Origin of the sequence: Mycobacterium sp., from assembly GCF_035653355.1 — a bacterium.
Taxonomy (GTDB): domain Bacteria; phylum Actinomycetota; class Actinomycetes; order Mycobacteriales; family Mycobacteriaceae; genus Mycobacterium.
In genome coordinates this window covers 1-15,887 of the sequence record NZ_DASRBZ010000670.1, presented here as the reverse complement: position 1 = coordinate 15,887, position 15,887 = coordinate 1, and the positions used below count along the sequence as shown (strand labels likewise).

15 protein-coding genes are annotated in these 15,887 nt (G+C 64.5%); 8 read left to right on the top strand and 7 right to left on the bottom strand.

All coding sequences use genetic code 11. The annotated features are described in order from the left end of the window. The 3 genes from VFA16_RS22975 to cobF form a co-directional block, all read right to left on the bottom strand. The coding region (locus tag VFA16_RS22975) for a DNA-formamidopyrimidine glycosylase family protein (RefSeq protein WP_324970050.1) at positions 1–488 on the bottom strand (488 nt) is incomplete at its 3' end. Between the two features lie 20 nt (positions 489–508). After that, entirely contained in the window at positions 509–910 is a 402-nt protein-coding gene (locus tag VFA16_RS22970; RefSeq protein ID WP_324970049.1) for a phage holin family protein, read from the bottom strand. 36 nt (positions 911–946) lie between these two features. After that, complete coding sequence (gene cobF / locus VFA16_RS22965; protein ID WP_324970048.1) at positions 947–1,693, bottom strand: precorrin-6A synthase (deacetylating); 747 nt, start codon at positions 1,691–1,693, stop codon at positions 947–949. A gap of 92 nt (positions 1,694–1,785) precedes the next feature. On the opposite strand from cobF, the gene ctaD reads away from it, so the two are divergent. From ctaD to VFA16_RS22935, 6 genes are all read left to right on the top strand, one after another. Continuing rightward, on the top strand, positions 1,786–3,507 hold the full coding sequence (gene ctaD, locus VFA16_RS22960) for a cytochrome c oxidase subunit I (protein ID WP_324970047.1): 1,722 nt from the start codon (positions 1,786–1,788) through the stop codon (positions 3,505–3,507). Between the two features lie 81 nt (positions 3,508–3,588). Continuing rightward, positions 3,589–4,491 carry a diiron oxygenase gene (locus VFA16_RS22955; protein ID WP_324970046.1) on the top strand — a complete coding sequence of 301 codons (903 nt, stop codon included), beginning with the start codon at positions 3,589–3,591 and terminating at the stop codon, positions 4,489–4,491. A gap of 206 nt (positions 4,492–4,697) precedes the next feature. Continuing rightward, positions 4,698–5,744, top strand: a complete 1,047-nt coding sequence (locus tag VFA16_RS22950; RefSeq protein ID WP_414687790.1) for a DUF4873 domain-containing protein — start codon at positions 4,698–4,700, stop codon at positions 5,742–5,744. Between the two features lie 153 nt (positions 5,745–5,897). Next, positions 5,898–6,902, top strand: a complete 1,005-nt coding sequence (locus VFA16_RS22945) for a chemotaxis protein CheB (RefSeq protein ID WP_324970045.1) — start codon at positions 5,898–5,900, stop codon at positions 6,900–6,902. Then, positions 6,895–7,650, top strand: coding sequence for an STAS domain-containing protein (locus tag VFA16_RS22940; RefSeq protein ID WP_324970044.1), 756 nt, complete (start codon positions 6,895–6,897; stop codon positions 7,648–7,650). Before VFA16_RS22945 ends, VFA16_RS22940 begins: the two co-directional genes overlap by 8 nt. Before the next feature lie 48 nt (positions 7,651–7,698). Next, the gene (locus VFA16_RS22935) at positions 7,699–9,543 is read left to right on the top strand and encodes a CheR family methyltransferase (protein WP_324970043.1); all 1,845 of its coding nucleotides are present in this window, start codon (positions 7,699–7,701) and stop codon (positions 9,541–9,543) included. A gap of 1 nt (position 9,544) precedes the next feature. Here VFA16_RS22935 and VFA16_RS22930 read toward each other — a convergent pair whose 3' ends face one another. After that, positions 9,545–10,261, bottom strand: a complete 717-nt coding sequence (locus VFA16_RS22930) for a Crp/Fnr family transcriptional regulator (protein ID WP_324970042.1) — start codon at positions 10,259–10,261, stop codon at positions 9,545–9,547. A 92-nt stretch (positions 10,262–10,353) separates the two neighbouring features. On the opposite strand from VFA16_RS22930, the gene VFA16_RS22925 reads away from it, so the two are divergent. Next, positions 10,354–10,989 (top strand): chemotaxis protein CheB, encoded by a 636-nt coding sequence (locus tag VFA16_RS22925; RefSeq protein ID WP_324970041.1) that lies wholly within the window; start codon positions 10,354–10,356, stop codon positions 10,987–10,989. Positions 10,990–11,054: 65 nt separating this feature from the next. On the opposite strand, the gene VFA16_RS22920 is transcribed toward VFA16_RS22925, so the two are convergent. Continuing rightward, positions 11,055–11,756, bottom strand: coding sequence for a GAF and ANTAR domain-containing protein (locus VFA16_RS22920; protein WP_324970040.1), 702 nt, complete (start codon positions 11,754–11,756; stop codon positions 11,055–11,057). Positions 11,757–11,972: 216 nt separating this feature from the next. On the opposite strand from VFA16_RS22920, the gene VFA16_RS22915 reads away from it, so the two are divergent. Further along, positions 11,973–12,839 (top strand): LLM class flavin-dependent oxidoreductase, encoded by an 867-nt coding sequence (locus VFA16_RS22915; protein WP_324970051.1) that lies wholly within the window; start codon positions 11,973–11,975, stop codon positions 12,837–12,839. Positions 12,840–13,012: 173 nt separating this feature from the next. On the opposite strand, the gene VFA16_RS22910 is transcribed toward VFA16_RS22915, so the two are convergent. Together VFA16_RS22910 and ligD are read right to left on the bottom strand one after the other, a co-directional pair. After that, complete coding sequence (locus VFA16_RS22910) at positions 13,013–14,941, bottom strand: fumarylacetoacetate hydrolase family protein (RefSeq protein WP_324970039.1); 1,929 nt, start codon at positions 14,939–14,941, stop codon at positions 13,013–13,015. A gap of 6 nt (positions 14,942–14,947) precedes the next feature. Continuing rightward, the coding region (gene ligD, locus VFA16_RS22905) for a non-homologous end-joining DNA ligase (RefSeq protein ID WP_324970037.1) at positions 14,948–15,887 on the bottom strand (940 nt) is incomplete at its 5' end.

The following is a 15,887-nucleotide window of genomic DNA, read 5'->3' as shown; positions in this document are numbered from 1 at the left end:
TTGATGCGCCCGCTCTCTCCGGCGAGCAGACCGGCCAGCTGGTCCGGGCCGACCTCCAACGCGTCGGGCCCCAGCGCCGCGATGCCCGGCACCTTCGCCGGATCGTCGACCAACCACACCGCCAACCGCTTCTGCGTGCCGGCTTCGGTGAGGTCGAAGCCGGGCGCCTCACCCGGCGTGTCCAAGTGGACACGCAGCGCGATCGGCCCCTTGCCCGGACGCAGCGGCGCGGCCGGCAAGTTGTCGGACCACCGCAGCCAACCGGCCCGCGAGAGGTGAGTGATCAACAACAGCTCGCCAGCCCGCACACCGAGGTACTTGCCCCACCGCTCGGCCCCCGCGACGGTCTGCCCGTGCAGCGCGGTAATGGGCGGATCAAAGGTCTTGAGCACCGAAAACGCTGCAACGTCGACACGGCCGATCGTCATACCGACCGCATGGCGGCGCAGATGGTCGGCCAGCGCTTCGACTTCCGGTAGTTCAGGCACCTATCCAGTGTGCCCGCCCGTCACCTGCGGGCGGCACGCCTGACGTCACGCGCCGCCAGCGACAACAGCCAGCTCACGATCGACAACACGATCGCAGCCCAAATCGCCGTCCACCAGAAGTGGTCGATATGCAGACCCCAGTGGGTGGTGTGGCGGGTGATCCAGGCCGTGATCCACAACATCAATGCGTTGATGACGACGTGGAACAGGCCCAGCGTGAGGATGTAGAGCGGAATCGACAGGATCTGCACGATCGGTTTGATGAAAGCGTTGACCAGACCGAAGATCACCGCGACCACGAAAATGATGCCGACCCTTTCCAACCGGCTATCACCGCCGACAAAGCTGATGCCGCGGACGAACAGCGTGACCACCCATAAGGCAAATCCGGTGAATGCGGCGCGGACGAGAAACAGTCCCATGCCCTGAGATCCTGCCATGGGACAGGGCCGCGAAACCTACACCACCGCGCGCAGTAAATAGGTGTCCATGATCCAACCGTGCCGGGCGCGGGCGTCGGCACGCAGCGAGGCGATCCGCTCCCCCACCTCGCCAACCGTCCCGGATACCAGCAGCTCGTTGTCGGTACCCAGGTAGGCGCCCCACCAAATCCGGGTGCCGGCCGTGCACACCTGAAACGAGCACTCGCCGTCGAGCATGACCACCGCCGAGCCGGACAACCCGTGCGCGCGAAGCTGCCGGCCGGTGGTGATCAAAACCGGTTCGCCGACCTGGTTCAACGGAATGCGATGGCGGGCGGTCAGTGCCTGCACAGCGGTGATGCCCGGGATCACGTCATAGCTGATGTCGATCTCGGCGGCCACCGCCTCCAGGACGCGCAGCGTGCTGTCATACAGCGACGGGTCACCCCACGCCAGGAATGCGCCGACGCCTCCTGGTTCCAGCTCGTCAGTAATCGCGGTGGACCAGACCCGGGCGCGCGCCGCATGCCAGTCGGACACCGCTTCCTTATAGTCGGCACTCTTCGCCCGCGGCGGGTCCGCCAGTTCGACGAATCGGTAGCCCGGATCGCGGATGAACCGGGCGCAGATCTCACGACGCAATGCCACCAGATCGCTTTTGGCCTCACCCTTGTCCATCGCGAAAAACACCTGGGTGTCGTTGAGGGCCTCGACGGCCTGGACCGTGACGTAGTCGGGGTCCCCGGCGCCGATGCCGATGACGTGGATATGCCGCCTCGTCATGTCGTCCCTTCCCAGTGTTTCGGCGCACCGCTTCGGGGTAATCTCGGCCCGAGTGCGGGTAGCTCCCCAGCGCGCTGGTGAGGGGAGGAATGATGGTCACCGAAGCGGGGCCTGTGCAAACCCTGACCGCCCATAGGCCCTATCCGCATCCTCGCCGAACCCGCGGCCAGCTCGTATGGAACCTGGTCACCACGACCGATCACAAGCTGATCGGCCAGATGTACCTTGCCACGGCGTTCGCGTTCTTCTTCACGGCCGGTCTAATGGCGCTGCTCATGCGCGCAGAATTGGCCGCGCCGGGGCTGCAGTTCTTGTCCAACGAGCAGTACAACCAGCTGTTCACCATCCACGGCACGATCATGCTGCTGCTGTATGCCACCCCGGTCGTGTTCGGCTTCGCCAATGTCGCGCTGCCGTTGCAAATCGGCGCACCGGACGTCGCCTTTCCGCGGCTCAACGCCTTTTCCTACTGGCTCTTTCTGTTCGGTGGGCTCGTTGTTCTGTCCGGTTTCATCACTCCGGGCGGGCCGGCCGACTTCGGGTGGACCGCCTACACGCCGTTATCCGACGCCATCCGTTCGGCAGGCGCCGGCGCCGACCTGTGGATCATGGGGCTGATCCTCTCCGGATTCGGCACCATCCTGTCGGCGGTCAATATGGTCACCACGGTGATCTGCATGCGCGCCCCGGGTATGACGATGTTTCGCCTGCCGATCTTCACCTGGAATATCGTGGCGACCAGCGTGCTGGTCTTCCTGGCCTTCCCGATTCTGACCGCGGCGCTGTTCGGACTTGCCGCCGACCGGCACTTGGGCGCCCACATCTACGACGCCGCCAACGGCGGACCCCTCTTGTGGCAGCACCTGTTCTGGTTCTTCGGTCACCCCGAGGTCTACATCGTCGCGCTGCCGTTCTTCGGCATCGTCACCGAGATCATCCCGGTGTTTTCCCGCAAACCAGTTTTCGGCTACACCACGCTGATCTACGCGACGTGGGCCATCACCGGCCTCTCAGCCGCGGTATGGGCGCACCACATGTTCGCAACAGGTGCCGTCCTGCTGCCGTTCTTCTCGTTCATGACCTATCTGATCGCGGTTCCGACCGGCATCAAGTTCTTCAACTGGACCGGCACAATGTGGAAGGGCCAGTTGACGTTCGAGACCCCGATGCTGTTCTCGATCGGCTTCCTCGTGACATTCCTTCTGGGCGGTCTGACCGGCGTGATTCTGGCCAGCCCGCCGCTGGACTTCCATGTCACCGACACCTACTTCGTGGTCGCCCACTTCCACTACGTGCTGTTCGGCACCATCGTGTTCTCCACCTTCGCCGGGATCTACTTTTGGTTCCCGAAGATGACCGGCCGGCTGCTCGACGAGCGGCTGGGCAAGCTGCACTTCTGGCTGACGCTGATCGGTTTCCACACCACGTTTTTGGTGCAGCACTGGCTGGGTGACCAGGGCATGCCGCGCCGCTACGCCGACTACCTGCCGAGCGACGGTTTCCAGCCGCTCAACATCGTCTCGACGGTCGGCGCGTTCATCCTCGGCGTCTCGATGATCCCGTTCGTGTGGAACGTCTTCCGCAGCTACCGCTACGGCGAACCCGTCACGGTCGACGACCCCTGGGGCTACGGCAATTCGCTGGAGTGGGCCACCAGTTGCCCGCCGCCGCGGCACAACTTCACCGAGCTGCCGAGGATCCGGTCGAACCGCCCGGCCTTCGAATTGCACTATCCGCACATGGTGGAACGCCTGCGCGACGAAGAGCACGTCGGGCGAGCACACAAAGCACGACAGCAGCCAGCCGGGACCTGAGGTATCCGGTACCAGAGGTATTGACATCTCCTCGTGTGCTTCTTAACGTCGATGGCACGACACCGACGAAGGAGCGGCGCCATGACTACTCCGGTGAAGCCCACCGGGCCCAGTCGCGAGGAGTTCTCGGAGCGCTTGCTGAAGGGGTCGGTGAAGAAGTCCTACGCCCCGGTCGTCGACATCGACTGGGACGCCCCGCTCCACCCCGACAAGTTCTACCTGCCGCCCAAGGTCGTGTCGTTGTACGGCACCCCGATGTGGGACCAGATGTCACAGGCGCAGCGAATCGAACTGTCGCGCCAGGAGTTCGTCAACACCCTGTCGGCCGGTATCTGGTTCGAGAACATCCTCAACCAGGCCCTGCTGCGCAGGCTCATGCACAAGGATCCGACGGCCCGGGAGTCGCATTACGCGCTGACCGAGCTGGGTGACGAAACCCGTCACATGGTGATGTTCGGCAAGGCCATCGAGCGGGTCGGCGCCAAGCCGGTGCGCCCGCGGCTCTACCACCGGATCATCATCAACGCCCTACCGCTGGTGTTTCGTGGCGCGATGCTGTGGGTGGCCGCATTGATCGGCGAGGAAATCTTCGATTCACTGCAGCGGCAGATGATGGACGATCCTCAACTGCAACCAATGGTGCAGCGGCTGATGCGAATTCACGTCACCGAAGAGGCTCGCCACATCCAGTTCGCGCGCGACGGCCTGCGCAAGCGGGTTGCCCAGATGCCACGGTTCAACAGATGGTTCATCGCCAACATCAATGGTCTCGGCGGGTTGTTCTTCCGCTACCTGTTCAGCAATCCGGTGCCGTATGCGCGTGCGGGTCTCAACGTGCGAGAGGCGCGACGGACCGTGCTGACCAGCCCCCACCGGCACGAGGTCCAGGTCAGTGGGTTTGCTCCGCTGGCGGCGTTTTTGACCGAGGTCGGGTTGATGGGCCCGATCGCGCGCCGACAGTGGCGGCGCAGTGGATTTCTGTGACGCAGCCAGCCGATACTGCTGAGCTACGCCACGACGTCGTGATCGTCGGCGCCGGAGCGGCCGCGGCGTGCGCCCGGACAGCTCTGACCGCTGTCGGCATCACCGGCTTCGTCGTGGACAAGGAAGTCGGCAGCTCGGCATTTGATGACGGCACCGACACCTGGACATTGACCACCCGCGGCGGTGATATCTGCCGCGGCCGCGTCGTGATCGCCGCCAAGAGTCGGCTGTTCACGCCATGGATTCCAAAAATTCAGGGCCAGAACGATTTTCGCGGTGTGCGGTTTCATTCGACGGCGTGGGACCACGATGTCGATGCAGCCGGCAAACGCGTCGCGATCGTCGGCGCAGACAGCACCGCCGTCCGAGAAATCGACCGACTCGTCGCGTCCGCGGCATCGGTCAAGGTGTTCGCGTATCCGCCGCGCCGGTTCATCCCGATCCTGCGCGGACCGACCGCCCGCGCCAAGCGCTGGCTGCGTCGCCACGCTGAGCCTATGCAGCGGGCCACTATTCCGCGGCGCCCTGAACCGGTGCGCTCGCCGATCGACAGCGTGACGTCCGAGGGCATCCGCACGTCCGACGGCGCCCGCCATGACGTCGACGTGATCATCTACGGCACCGGGTTTTCCGTTGCCGATCAGATCGCCGATGACACTCTGGTCGGCGCCGGCGGACTGACGATCCGGCAGGCCTGGCACGACGGCATGGAGCCCTACCTTGGTGTCGCCGTGCACGGTTTCCCCAACTACTTCTTGATCCCCGGGCCCGATGACGAAGCACAACTGCGTTACATCACCAGATGCCTGAAGTGGATGACACGCAAGGCCAGCACCCGCATCGAGGTGCGCCTCAGTGCTCAACAGGTCTTCAACGAAAGGGTGCACATTCGGCGTCCGACGCCACACCGCCCGGCGGCGGCGTTTGAGCTGTCGTCGAGCGCGAGTGTAGAAGACGACACCTACGACGGGCCGGCAACATTGACCATCGCTGGCGTCTCCCGCCAGGTACGGGTCCGCCTGATCGGCTACATTGAGCCGATCGACGGGCAATACCATTGGCAGGGAACAGTTTTCGAGACGTTGGCGCAGGATGTTCTCCGGCAGGCGCGAGCGGTGACGCTGACTGTGGGTGAGCGCAGCGCGCCGGCGCGCATCATCGAAGAAACACCGCAAGGCACCCATACCATCGCCGGCGTGGGGCCGCCGCCGTTCACAATTGGCAGCGCCGAACTTACGGTTGCCCAACCGTAGATGGGCTTCGCTGGGTAATCCGCTCGACGGCAACCCGCACGAAGCCCGGTTCACATCTTCTCGGCCCTCCGAAATTGGGCTAGGTTGATTCGCAGCCCCGATACGGGTTGCCTGCGCACACCGGTGGGTAGTCAGGAGGCGGTGGCGAGGGCAATGGCAGATGACAACAGCGCCCGAAATGTGGTTGCGGTTGGCGCCTCGGCCGGTGGGGTCGAGGCGCTCACCCATTTTGCCGCGGGCTTACCGCCTGACCTGCCCTATGCGGTTTTAGTGGTCCTGCACATGCCGGCCGGCGCGCCAAGCGTGCTGGCCCGCATCATCGACCGCAGCGGTCCACTTCCGGCGGTGACCGCCCAACACGGCGCGCCACTGGAGCACGCCACCGTATATGTCGCCATACCGAACCATCATCTGCTGGTTGAGGATCACCGGATCGTGCTGTCGGACGGCCCGACCGAGAACGGGCACCGCCCCGCCATCAACGCGTTGTTCCGCTCGGCGGCGCTAAGTTATGGTCCGCGCGCGGTCGGGGTGCTGCTTTCCGGTGTGCTCGACGACGGCGTTCTCGGGTCCGCAGCCATCCGGTCCCGAGGCGGCACGACAATCGCACAATCGCCCTCCGATGCGCTCTTCTCCGCCATGCCACAAAACGCGATCGATGCTGGCGTGGTCGACAACGAGGTATCTGCGGCTGAGATGGGCGGTCTGCTCAAGCAACTGGCAGATCGAGAATGCGAGGAACGCGAGATGGAGCCCGACGCCCGTATGAAGCTGGAAAACCGCATCGCCATGGCCCGACGGTTTTCCGCGGATTTCGACACCGAACAACTCGGGCCACCGTCCGGCTACACCTGCCCGGACTGCAACGGGTCATTGATCGCCATCAGCGACGGCAATTACCGTTGTCGGGTCGGTCACGCCTGGACAGCTGACGCGTTGTTGCGCGCGCGGGACGAGGAGGTCGAAGACGCGCTGTGGATCGCGGTGCGCAGCCTGCAGGAGAAAGCCACGCTGTCGCGCCGGTTGGCCCGGCAAGTCACCCCCGGGATCTTGAACGAGCGGTACAACGCGCTTGCCGACGAGGCCGAGCACGCGATGGCAGTGCTGGGCAGCCGGCTGGCCGAGGCCTACGGAAAACACGAGGAGCCCAGTGAGTAGGCCGACCAGCCAGCTGACGATTGCCACGGCGAACACAGCCGAAGTGCGCCTGCTCACCATCGGCGGCGTTCTCGATAGCTCGACCTACCTGAAGCTGCGCGACACCGTCATCAAGGCCGCACTGGACGAGCCGCGAGCCGTGATCGTCGACGTCACCATGCTGGACGTTCCGGCGTCGTCGGCGTGGTCGGTGTTCACCAGCGCACGCTGGCATGTCAGCACCTGGCCGGATGTCCCGATCATGTTGGCGTGCGGGCATGCGCGTGGCCGCAGGACCATCGCCCGCAGCGGTATCACGCGATATGTGCCGGTGTACCCCTCCATCGACACCGCGCTGGATGCAGCCGCTGACAGCAATCGATTTACCCGGCGCCGGGCTCGTGCCGAGTTGTCTGCTTCGGCGACCAGCTTGCGACAGGCCCGCGACCTGGTCGCCGAATGGCTGGCGGCCTGGTCGCAGTCGGCGCTCATCCCGGTGGCGACCGTGATCGTCAACGTGTTCGTTGAAAACGTGCTGCAACACACGGCAAGTGCCCCGGTGGTAGTGCTGGAAACCGACGGGACGACGGTCAGCGTAGCTGTGCGGGACAACAGTTCGATGCCGGCGGTACGTTGCGAGGATTCCCTGCACGGCCGCGGCGTGCACGGTTTGGCGATTGTTGCCGCGGTATCCCGCGCGTGGGGCAGCGCACCCATGCCGTCCGGTAAGACGGTGTGGGCTGTCATTGGCCCCGAAAACCAACTCTGACCGCGATAGTGTTCAATTTCGCGACAGTTTGTCGGCGGACGGAACGAAATGAACACCCAGCCAGACGAATCATTTGAGGCGCTGCTGCGGTACTTGCGGGACTCCCGTGGGTTCGATTTCACCGGGTACAAACGCACCACGCTGATGCGGCGCGTGCGCCACCGCATGGACCGGGCTGGCTATACGAGCTTCGAGCAATACCTCGACGTGTTACAAGCCAGTTCCGACGAATTCTCGGCCCTGTTCAACACCATCCTGATCAATGTCACGGACTTCTTTCGGGATCCTGATGCATGGGAATACATCGCAGCCGACGTCATTCCGCGGATGCTGGCCGAACGCGGTCCCGACGACCCGATCCGGGTCTGGAGCGCCGGATGTGCCTCCGGCCAAGAGGCCTACACCCTCGCCATGCTGCTGGCCGAGGCCCTCGGCCCCGACGGGTTCCGGCAGCGGGTGAAGATCTACGCGACCGACGTCGACGAGGATGCGCTCACCGAGGCGCGTGGCGCCACCTACGACGCCAAAGCGGTCGAGTCGGTGCCGGCGGAGCTGCTGGAGCGCTACTTCGAACACCTCAACGGGCGCTACGTCTTTCGCAAGGATCTGCGGCGTGGGGTGATCTTCGGTCGCAACGACCTGGTCAAGGACGCCCCCATCTCGCGAGTCGACCTGCTGGTGTGCCGCAACACCCTGATGTACATGAATGCCGAGACGCAGCGAAATGTCTTAGGACGGTTGCACTTTGCGCTCTCTCATCAGGGCATACTGTTTCTTGGGCACGCCGAGATGCTGCTGAACCACAGCGAGCGGTTCTCGCCGTTGAACGTCAAACACCGGGTCTTTCGCAAGGCGGCCGGGTCGCATGTCGGCGTGGATCGCTACGACGCGACGGCGACGATGTATGACCGGCGCGGAGATTTTTCCGGGCCTAGCACAGTGCGAGACTTGGCTTTTCGCGCCAGCCCGGTCGCCCAGATAGTGGTCACCGGTGAAGACACCGTGGCCATGATCAACCAGCAAGCGGAAACGATGTTCGGGCTCTCGGCGCGCGACATCGGCCGCTTGCTGCGTGACCTCGAAGTCTCGTATCGGCCGGTCGAGTTGAGCGCTTACGTCGAGCAAGCGAAGGTTGATCGCCGGTCCACCAGGATCCCGGACGTCAAATGGCAACATCCAGGCGCGGAAACCGTGTGGTTCGAGATCCACGTGAACCCGCTCGTCGACGCCGATACCAGGCTAGTTGGCGTATCGATCGTCTTTTTCGACGTCACCGCCACCCGGGCGCTGCTGGACAAGGTGGTCGAGACCAACCGTCAACTCGAGGTGGCGTACGAAGAATTGCAGTCCACCAACGAAGAACTCGAGACCACCAACGAAGAACTGCAGTCAACGGTGGAGGAATTGGAAACCACTAACGAAGAACTGCAGTCCACCAACGAAGAACTCGAGACGATGAACGAGGAGCTACAGTCCACCAACGACGAGTTGCACACCATCAACGACGAGCTACGAGAGCGCAGCGTCGAACTCGAGGACGCCCGCACCTTCCTCGGCTCGCTGATCAACTCGATCCATTTCGGCATGGTCGTGGTGGATCGGGAAATGCGGGTGGTCGTGTGGAACCGCGGCTGCGCGGAACTGTGGGGCCTGCGCTCCGACGAAGCGATTGGCAACGTGCTCACCGATTTCGATATCGGATTGCCAATGGACGATGTTCGCCCACTGATAGGCAATGCATTCGTGGACCCGCACAACCCCGGTCAGTCTGTTGTCGACGCCATCAACAGGCGCGGCCGGCCCATTCGCGTGCGGGTGACGTGTATGGGTTTTCAATCTCCACTAGAAGACGTGGTGAACGGCGCGGTGCTGTTGATGGAGCCGCAGGCTTGAATCACTGATTTCGGCGGTGATTGGCCAAGTCGTCGAATTCTTTCTTGATGATGCGATAGCAGTCGCAGGCCATTCGTTCCAGCCCCGTTCGGTCAGTGATGCTGATAATGCCGCGGCTGTAGCGGATAAGACCCTCGGCTTGAAGTCGCTGGGCCGTCTCTGAGACGGTCGGCCGGTGCACACCGAGCATCTGGGCGAGGAACTCCTGGGTGAGCGGGAACTCATCACGGCCGACCCGATCCTGGGTGGTCGTTAACCAGCGGGCCATCCGCTGCTCGGTCGTATGGCTGCGGTTGCAGACGACGTTCTGGGCCACTTGCACCATCGTCGCTTGGGTATAGCGGTTCAGCAGCGCGTGTAGCACGCCGTCGCGTCCCAGCGCCTGGCGGAAGTCTCCGACGCGGATTCCGACGGAGCTACCAGGAATCTGACAAAACGCCGCCTGGGGACTGCTGGTGGCACCCAAGTACACCGGTAGCCCGACCATTCCCTCGTAGCCGACGGTGGCCACTTCAAGCCGGACCTGCCCGTCGGCCAGCGCGACTACTGAGTACACCGCCGTCAATGGGAAATAAATGTCGCCGATAGGGCGCCCCGGTTCGTACGCCGGTTGCTTCAGCTGTGTCTGCTCCAGCCGCAGGTGCGGTCGCAGCGCCGACAACTCACTATCGGGCAACTGCGCCAGGATCGCGTTGCGCCGAAACTCGTCTTCCGTCATCCCGCGGCCACCTCGTGTGCGTGGTCTCGGTGGGGTACCCACCTTGCGCGGGTCTATGTCGGCAACCGGACATAGCGACTACCCTGGCTCATATGTTCGGAGCCGGACATACGCCGACCTTCGGGCGGGTCGTCATAGTTGCGTCGATGGGTGGGTTAGAGGCCCTGACGACCGTCTTGTCCGGGCTTCCGGCGACGTATTCCGTGCCTATTGCGGTGGTCCAACACCGCGGCCGCACCCACGACCGTCGCGACTCGCTCACCGCGATCCTGGCGCACCGGACATGCCTGCCGACTCGGCTCGCCGAGACCGGTGCTCGGGCGGATCTACCCGGGCTCACCGTCGTCCCCGCGCAAACGACAGCAACCATCGACGAATCCGGCCGATGGGTAATAGCCGAAACCCCCGCGGAAATGCGGCCGGGTGACGCGCTGCTGCACAGCTCGGCAGACGCAACACCGACCGTCGCGGTGATCCTGACCGGCTCGCTCGCCGACGGCGCAGACGGATGCCGGGCCGTCAAGCGCGCCGGTGGCCGGGTACTCGCCCAAGACCCGGCGACGGCACGCGCGTCGAGCATGCCCGCCAGTGCAATCGCCACCGGATGCGTCGACTTCGTCCTGCCGCTCGAGCGGATTCCTGCTGCGCTGCTGGCGCTGACGACCGCGCCGGGCGCGGCCGATTTGCTCGCTGTCCCGCTGCCACCGTGGGCGAAATTGAGCTCGTGACGGCTCCGGCTTAACCGGATCGCAGGCTCTGGCTGTCAGCAGGTACGCCTTGCCGTGTCGCGGCATCAGCCGCCACGCTGTTCAGCCTCGACCAGTTGGCGGGCCACCCCTGCCAGCGGTGTATTCGAACTCTGAGACAACCGCTTCAGCAGCTCAAATGCCTGCACCGCGTCGATCTTGAAGCGCTCCATGAGCATGCCCTTGGCCTGGCCGATGATGTCGCGGGAGGCCAGTGCGCTGCGGAACTGTTCGTCGCGGCGCACCATATTCCACGCCAGCGCGGCGTGGGTGGCCAGGATCAGCCCGAGTTCGACGGCGTCGTCGTCGAAGGCATTGGGCTCTTCGGCATAGAAGTTCAGCGCCCCCATCATCCGGTGATCGGCGAACAACTGGAACGACAGGACCGACCGGATCGGTGTCTCGTCGAGGGCGTCGCGGCAGTAGTCCGGCCAGCGTTGTTCGGCCGCCATGTCGTCGATGCGGATGACATGTTGTTCCCAGGCTGCCGATAAACACGGTCCCTCGCCGTGATGCTGTTGGATTTCGTCGAGCACGCCAGGATTGCGATCGGTCGCCGCTACCGTTCGTACGTTGCCATCCCGGTATGCGACGGTAATACCGGCGCATTGAGCACCGGACAGCGATTTCAGCGCACTTCGGGTCAGCTCTCCAAGCACCGTCTCCACGTCGGTGACCTGCTCCTCCTGCACGTGTCGCAGGAACTCGGCGACTTCGAGGACAAACTCGCTCCGGCGGTGAGCCGTCATCCTGCATGCTCCGATCGAAAGCTGCGGTGGAGACGCGACCCGTTTCTTCCCGCCGTCCAACATGGGAGGCAACCGTCCTATGTCGCCAGAGCGCTGCCATTCCGACAGTCGCACCCCTAAGGTTACGGCGTTTCCACCATTCCACCAGCTATTCGCCAATTTAGAACGCGCTCTAGTGTGTGGGTCGTCGTCAGCATGCGAGTGGAGGAGGCGGTGTTGCGGTTCAGCTACGCGGAGGCGATGACAGACCCAGCGTTTTACATCCCGCTGGCCAAGGCTGCCGAGGCCGCCGGCTACACCGCCATGACCATTCCGGATAGCCTGGCCTATCCATTCGAGTCCGACTCGAAATATCCCTACACTCCCGACGGCAGTCGCGAGTTTCTCGACGGCAAACCGTTCATCGAGGCGTTCGTGTTGGCGGCCGCGCTAGGCGCCGTGACGACGACGCTCAGGTTCAACTTCTTCGTTCTCAAACTGCCTATCCGCCCGCCGGCGCTAGTGGCTAAGCAGGCCGGTTCACTGGCGGCGTTGATCGGCAACAGGATCGGCCTGGGCGTAGGCACCAGCCCGTGGCCGGAGGATTACGAGCTGATGAACGCCCCATTCGCCAAGCGCGGCAAGCGAATTGATGAATGCATCGAAATCGTTCGCGGCCTGACCACCGGCGAGTACTTCGAGTTCCACGGCGAGTTCTACGACGTTCCCAAGACGAAGATGACTCCGGCGCCCACCAAGCCGATCCCGATCTTGGTCGGGGGCCATGCCGATGCCGCGCTGCGCCGCGCGGCCCGCGCGGACGGATGGATGCACGGAGGAGGCGACCCGGACGAACTGGACCGGCTGATCGCGCGGCTCAAGCGGTTCCGCGAGGACGAAGGTAGGGCGGGCCCGTTCGAGGTCCACGTGATCTCCCCCGATGGCTTCACCGTCGATGGCGTCAAGCGCCTGGAGGACAAGGGCGTCACCGACGTGATCGTGGGCTTCCGCGTGCCCTACACCAAGGGACCGGACGCCGAGCCCTTGGACGTGAAGATACGCAACCTGGAGATGTTCGCCGAGAACGTGATCGCGAAAGCCTAACAGTTACAAGGAGTTCCAACCGGCGGTCGCTTCTCCTGGTGCCCGCGATTCCGCCGCCGACGGTCTTGGGAGCAGGCAGCACCCCCATCGAGACTTAAACCATTGCGAGCAAACACGGTCGGCGTGTCGTCGCAGACGTTTAAGTGTCGCTGGGCTCCCAAGTCGGTGGGCGCTCAGCTGCGCGTGGCCAACCACTCGGCCTGCATGACCAGAAGCGCCGTCGGCTCGAGTTTTGGCGTAGCGGGGTCGAGTTCGCGGTAGCGCTGATAGACATTGGCGACGACGCGTTCGGCGTCCAACCACGTCGCGTACTCGCCGAGGTCGATGGTGTCGGCGGCCTCGGCGAACGACAGCCCCTTGCGGTAGGCGTCTTCGGCCGCCTCGGCGACGTGGACGAGATACCCACGCACCGCGCGGATTCCGTCCGGGCCGGTGATTGGGCCATGACCGGGCACCACGGTCTCCGCGTCCAGCGCCAGCATGGCGTCACAGGCCTTGATCCAGTTGGCGATCGGACCCGCCCACACGATCGGAGTGCAGCCGATGAACAGCAGGTCTCCGGCGAACAGCACGCCGGCGTCGGGCACGTGCACCACCGAGTCGGCGGCGGTGTGGGCAGGTCCCAGGTTCAACAGGTGGATCTCGCGGCCCCCGACCTCGATGGTCAGCTCGTCGTCGAAGGTCTGGTCGGCGTTGCGCACCGTGATCCCGCTGAAGTCGAAGGGCCCGAACCTGTCTCGTGCATAGCGAGTTGCGATGGGTCCGAGGTCCGCGGTCTGGATCATGGCCAGCATCGCGGGCGCCATGCCGTGGGCGATCTCCTCGGCCGTGCCTTTGGCGGCGATGATGCGCGCGGATGCGTTCAGCAACTGGTTGCCGTGGGTGTGGTCGCCGTTGGAGTGGGTGATCAGCGTGTCGGTAATCGGCGCGCGGTCGGTGATGGGCCGCATCGCGGCCAGCATTTCGCGGGTCAGCGGCAGGTCGAACAGCGTGTCGACCAGCAGTGACGCACCGTCGCCGGCGATCAGCCCAGCGTTGCTCCAGCCGTATCCGCCGTCGGGCAGCGTCCAGGCCCACACGTGGTCGGCGACCTGGTGCAGCCCCCGCGCGTAGGGCACTTTGGCCGGTGCGCGGTTGACGCGCGGCTTGTCCGGTTTGACGTCCGGGTTTGGTCGCGGCGCTAACCGGTGAGGCGCGGGTGTGCCGCGCACGGTTTGGCGGGTCTCGCCGAGTCCTTGGACCTGCAGGGTGACCACGTCGCCGTCGCGCAGCCAGCCCGGGAAGGATTGCGGGTCGGCGAGGTGCTCGACCAGCGTGCAGGTAGGCACGGTGCCTGAGCCGAAGACGTCGCCGGGCGCCAGCGCCACTCCGCGCGATGCATAGGAGATGACTTCACCGAAACTCCAGTCCATAGTCCCGGTGGAGCCTGAGCCGATGACCCTGTCGTTGACCCGTGCGGTCACCTCGAGGCTGAGCTTGCCGTTGCGGCGGTAGGGTTCAAGTTCGTCGGCCGTGACCAGATACGGCCCCAGTGTGACGCCGCTGTCTTTTCCTTTGGCCTGCCCGATGCCCAGCTGGCCTTCCAGGCGCTGCAGGTCGCGGGCCGACCAGTCGTTGAATATCGTGTAGCCGATGATCGCCGCTTCGGCTTCTTCGACCGACAGGTCTTTGCCGGTTTGCCCGATGACCGAGCCGATCTCTAATTCGAAGTCCTGCCAAGCACTTCCGGGTGCCATTGGTGCGTCGTCGTAGGGGCCGAGCACGGTTGCCGGACAGGCGAAATAGAAAGCCGGGATCCGGTACCAGACGTCTTTGAGAATCCGCCCGCCGCCGGCGGCCTGCTGGCAATTGCGCATGTGGTCCAGGAAGCACAGGCAGTCGCGGATCGACGGCGGACGCGGAATCGGCGCCGCTAGGCTCACCTGGTCAACACGGGCCGTGGCCGGTGACCGCAGCGCTTCTTCGCCGGCCGCGCGCAGACCGTCGGCGCCGCGCTGGATCAGATCAAGCAGCCGCACGCCCGGTGGCATCGGGTGGATCTCGTCGCCGGAGAGCACCCCGGCGCGCTCACCGCGGTCGCCTCGATAGGTCACCCACCGCATACGATTTCACTCCTCTCGCACCACATCGCCCGGTTCTTTATCCGGCCGCAACCCCCGCCAACTCGGTTGGCGCAGCCGGCCGTCCGACGTCCACTCGCTGTAGCGCACCTCGCCCACCAGCTTTGGCTTCACGAACGTCACACCCTTGGAATCCTTCGTGGGAAGCCTTGTGTTGAAAGGCGATTCGTCGATTTGCAGCGGTGCCAGGGTCTTCTTAAGGTTGGCCAGGTCGCGTTCGGTGAACCCGGTGCCGACCCGCCCGGCAAAATGCAGTCCGCCGTCGGCGGGAATACCCATCAGCAGTGATCCGATGCCGCTGGTGCGCCCACCCTCGCCGGCGCGCCAGCCGCCGATGACCACTTCCTGTGTGTGCCAGTGCTTGTCCTTGATCCACGACATCGAGCGGCGGCCCGGCTGGTAGGTCGAGTCACGTTTCTTGGCGACCACGCCCTCCCAGCCCTTCTTGCGCGAGTGTTCCAGCGCCTGTGGGCCGTCGCCGGGCAGCAGCGCGGGCACGATGAGATCGGTGCCGCCCGCCAGGGTTTCCAGCAGACGACGCCGGTCGCGGTATTTGGCCCGTAGCAGCGAACGCCCATCCAGGTAAAGCAGATCGAAAGCCCAGAACTCGATGCGGGTGGCCCGGACTCGGTTTTGCATCTCGGAGAAACTCGGTACTCCGGATTCGTCGAGCGCCACGACCTCGCCGTCGAGCACGACGTGGTGGTCGGCGAGATCGGCTGCCAGCGCCCGTAATTGAGGGTACTCGCTGGTGACGTCGCGTCCGCGCCGCGATCGCACCCGTAAGCTGCCGTGGTCGGCGTCGACTAGCAGCCGGTAGCCGTCCCACTTGCCCTCGAATGCCCACTGGGCCGCCTTGTGGTTGGCCACCGAACCTTCCGTTGCCAGCATCGGGGTCAGCTCGTCGAACTCGAAGACCGCCTGATCT